This is a genomic window from Wolbachia endosymbiont of Pentidionis agamae, from assembly GCF_036711655.1.
GTDB lineage: Bacteria > Pseudomonadota > Alphaproteobacteria > Rickettsiales > Anaplasmataceae > JAZHPY01.
Genome location: NZ_JAZHPY010000098.1, coordinates 1 through 3,499, shown reverse-complemented (window position 1 = coordinate 3,499; position 3,499 = coordinate 1). Strand labels below are relative to the sequence as shown.

Genomic DNA, 3,499 nt, shown 5'->3' with positions numbered 1-3,499 from the left:
CCAGATCAAACTGAACCAAGTGATAGCACATTTCAATTAACAGATAAAAATAAATATTTATCAGAAACATTACCCACCTATTCAAAAAAAGCAGAAAATTATAAAAATATTGAATTAACGTATTATGGTAAAGGTATTCTTTTATTACCATACATAAAGCAATATTTAGAAGAAAATGTACAAAAGCCAGGCGTAGAAATTTCCAATATAGATGACTTGGATTCTATTATAGAATGTTTTGAGCATGTGGTGCTTCCAAATTCTAGCAGGTCAGATGATGGTATTGATGTAAGAATAAGATTGCTTACTGATGTTCATCATCATGGACATAGTCATAGAAAACAGAATCTTATCATCACCATGGCCTTTAAAAGTAGCGTGCAGAATGGAAATAAATACGAAACAGATGCTCAAGATAAAAATGGCTACACTAATACTTCAGAAACACTCATAAGTGGCAACAGTAAAGATGTATTTCTAAATACTAATGTTATAGAAGTAGAAAATGTTTCACAAGAACAATATCAAAGTAGTACCAAAGATCAACAAGAAAAAGCAAATAGAAGCTATTTATCTATTCTAGTCCAGTTAGCTCAAGCAAATCCAATTGGTAGAAGCTCCGGGTTCAGTAGTCGTTCAGACGTAACGGATGGTTGTTCAGGCATAGTAGCGGATGGTTTTTCACACACCAGCTATTCTAAACTAACAAGTCATTATAGTAGCAATACTAGAGAGTTATCACTAGGTTCTATGAATAAAGGAGAGTGGAAAGTAGTATCAGTTAGTGTACACAGAGTGACTGCAGTTGCAATAGATGAAGGAGTGATCGAAACACTTACACCAGATCATGCAGCAAAGCTTATTGAAAAAGCTGCAAAACAAAGAGCACGTGATTCTTTTGGTACTACTGCAGCTATGGAAAAAGAGATAGGTGCAGTGCCAAGCACTTCTATGATTCAACAAGAGGTATCTCCTGCTTTTGGTGAAAGATCTTCTCAGTATTTATAAATTAAATATAAAGTCTGCTATTATTATCTAATAGCAGACTTTTCTTTCTAATGCCCCATAACCAAAGAAATAAAGCCTAGAAATAGAGGGATTTTTTGACTACGTAGAAAAAATATGAACTAATATTATCTTTTTTTAGTATTGCAATCATTAACTACTACATTAGGAGATTCAATCTCAGTATTTACATTGCAGTGATTTTTATAGTAATACTCAGGAAATTTCTCTACACACTGGAACATAAGCCATCCAAGAGCAATAGCACCAAGAATTAGTGCACTTACAATCAATTTTTCAGAAATTGAACAATTAGGAATATCAAAAACGAATATACGCAAACGACAGATGTCAAGGGAGGCAATATGAAAGCACTCATTAAAATAGCGTCATTTACTTTTCCTAAAGAACTATAATCAATACGTCCTTTATATTCTTTTTTTTCTTTTTCTGAAAAACTATAATAAGTACGTTCTTCTTTATAATGCACTTCACAAGTATTTGGTAAGTGTGGTAAGATATTTGAACAAAGAAAATCTTTGCTAATGTAATTTTTATCTAAATACAAGTCTTGTAAGCCTAACCTCTTGCCTTTTGCCATGTAATCACATAGAGTAGGTAAGTTCTTCCAGGACTTCTTCTGTAAAGATTTAACTAGATGTTCCACTCTAAAATCATCAACATTCTTGATATGTAAATGAATAATTTCAAGATTCTTACAATTTTTTAGACATTCGATCAGAACTTCTACACTGCCATCAGTTTCTGCATCATAAAGTAAATCAATACGCTGAAGATTTTTGTATCTTTTTATAGCTTCACCTAATGATGAATAATGCCTTTCTTTCTCATCAAAAAGAGCAGTAAATTTTAGATCGTGTATCGCCGTAATATCTTCACAATTTGAATCAAAAAAACTTATTAACTTATTCATATTTTTCTCTAATGAACAGTATAAGTGATCATTCCATCTATAAGGACCAGTACCCATAGTTATTACCTTTTAATAACATTAATTTAACTTATTATAATTTAACTTTTATAATGAATCTACTTAAATTTTAATAAAGCTTAGATTTATGTTTCCTCTAGAATCAGGAACACCTAGTATATTAAAAATGTATCTTTTTCTCGAGCAGTATCATATAATAAATAATTTCTTAGTATTTCAATGAATCATGACTGCAAAGTATATGAAAAAAATATAGTTTTTTCTGGTATTCAACCAAGTGGCTCAATACATTTAGGAAACTATCTTGGAGCAATCAAACAATGGTTAGATTTACAAGAAAAATATAAATCTTTTTTTTGTATTGTTGATTTACATGCAATTACAAGCAATACGCTTACAGCTGATGAATTAAAAAATAATACACTAAAAACAGCAGCAACATATATTGCTTGCGGAATAGATCCAAAAAAATCTTTAATTTTTAACCAATCTGCTGTAAGTCAACATTCCGAATTGTGTTGGATACTTGGGTGTTCTACGCCTCTTGGTTGGTTGAATAGAATGACTCAATTTAAAGATAAAACTAGTGATGGAAAAATATTAGCTTCTCTAGGTCTATATTCTTACCCTGTATTAATGGCTTCAGATATATTGTTATATAAAGCAAAGTATATTCCTGTTGGCGATGATCAAAAACAGCACTTAGAGCTTGCGTGTAGCATAGCATCTACCTTTAATAACCATTATAAAAAAGATTACTTTGTTCTCCCTGAAGCTCTATTTATAAATTCTTCTGCAAGAATTATGAGCTTAAAAAATGGTACAAAAAAAATGAGTAAATCTGAATCATCTGATTATTCACGTATTAATATCAATGATCCTGATGATTTAATCATAAAAAAAATACGTAAGGCCAAGACAGATTCAATTTTAGGATTTGACCCAAGTAGCTTAGAGAAACGTCCAGAGATACGTAATATGGTAAATATATATTCAGTACTCAGCAATATCAGTATAGGTGAAGTTTGCAAGAAAATGGATCAAAAGAGTATAGAACATTTCAAAAATAAATTAGCAGATTTGCTTATTGCAACTATTTCACCAATACGTAAAGAATTGAATAATTTACTAAAAGATCAGTCTTATTTATGTACTATATTGAAAGAAGCAAATGAACAAGTAGTAAATATTGCAGACCAGAATATGAGAGAGATAAAAAATATTGTAGGCTTCATTCAATTTTGACAGCTATATTAGTGTTTCCCTTTGAGAAACTTCTCGCATTGGTATTGATTAATCAACGGAGTAAAGGCTAGAAACAGAAGGCTTTTTTGGCTGCATAGAGTATGAAATCATGGTAGAAAAAATATGAACTAAAAAATTTATCGGAGATCTATGCCTCGAATGCTCAAGTTCAAGTCTGTTTTTTAAGTAACTAAAAACTGTTTCAATCTTTTTTTAGTCTCCTCTTTTGCTATGCTATTTTTAATAGACCTCTTGCATGACTCATATCCAGGTTGTAAATTCCAGCTATCAAATTGA

4 protein-coding genes and 1 pseudogene are annotated in these 3,499 nt (G+C 30.9%); 2 read left to right on the top strand and 3 right to left on the bottom strand.

What is annotated here, in order from left to right:
- A partial coding sequence (locus V6U76_RS04895) for a hypothetical protein (protein ID WP_333023996.1) occupies positions 1-1,008 on the top strand: 1,008 nt, incomplete at its 5' end.
- A 125-nt stretch (positions 1,009-1,133) separates the two neighbouring features.
- Here the strand turns inward: V6U76_RS04895 and V6U76_RS04890 are convergent.
- Complete coding sequence (locus V6U76_RS04890) at positions 1,134-1,298, bottom strand: hypothetical protein (protein WP_333023994.1); 165 nt, start codon at positions 1,296-1,298, stop codon at positions 1,134-1,136.
- On the bottom strand, positions 1,295-1,939 hold the full coding sequence (locus V6U76_RS04885; RefSeq protein WP_333023992.1) for a hypothetical protein: 645 nt from the start codon (positions 1,937-1,939) through the stop codon (positions 1,295-1,297). Before V6U76_RS04885 ends, V6U76_RS04890 begins: the two co-directional genes overlap by 4 nt.
- Before the next feature lie 237 nt (positions 1,940-2,176).
- Between V6U76_RS04885 and trpS the strand changes: the two genes are divergently transcribed.
- Entirely contained in the window at positions 2,177-3,202 is a 1,026-nt protein-coding gene (gene trpS, locus V6U76_RS04880; protein ID WP_333023991.1) for a tryptophan--tRNA ligase, read from the top strand.
- Between the two features lie 48 nt (positions 3,203-3,250).
- Here the strand turns inward: trpS and V6U76_RS05625 are convergent.
- A pseudogene (locus tag V6U76_RS05625) lies at positions 3,251-3,409 on the bottom strand (IS982 family transposase); the annotation flags it as partial.
- Positions 3,410-3,499 lie beyond the last annotated feature (90 nt).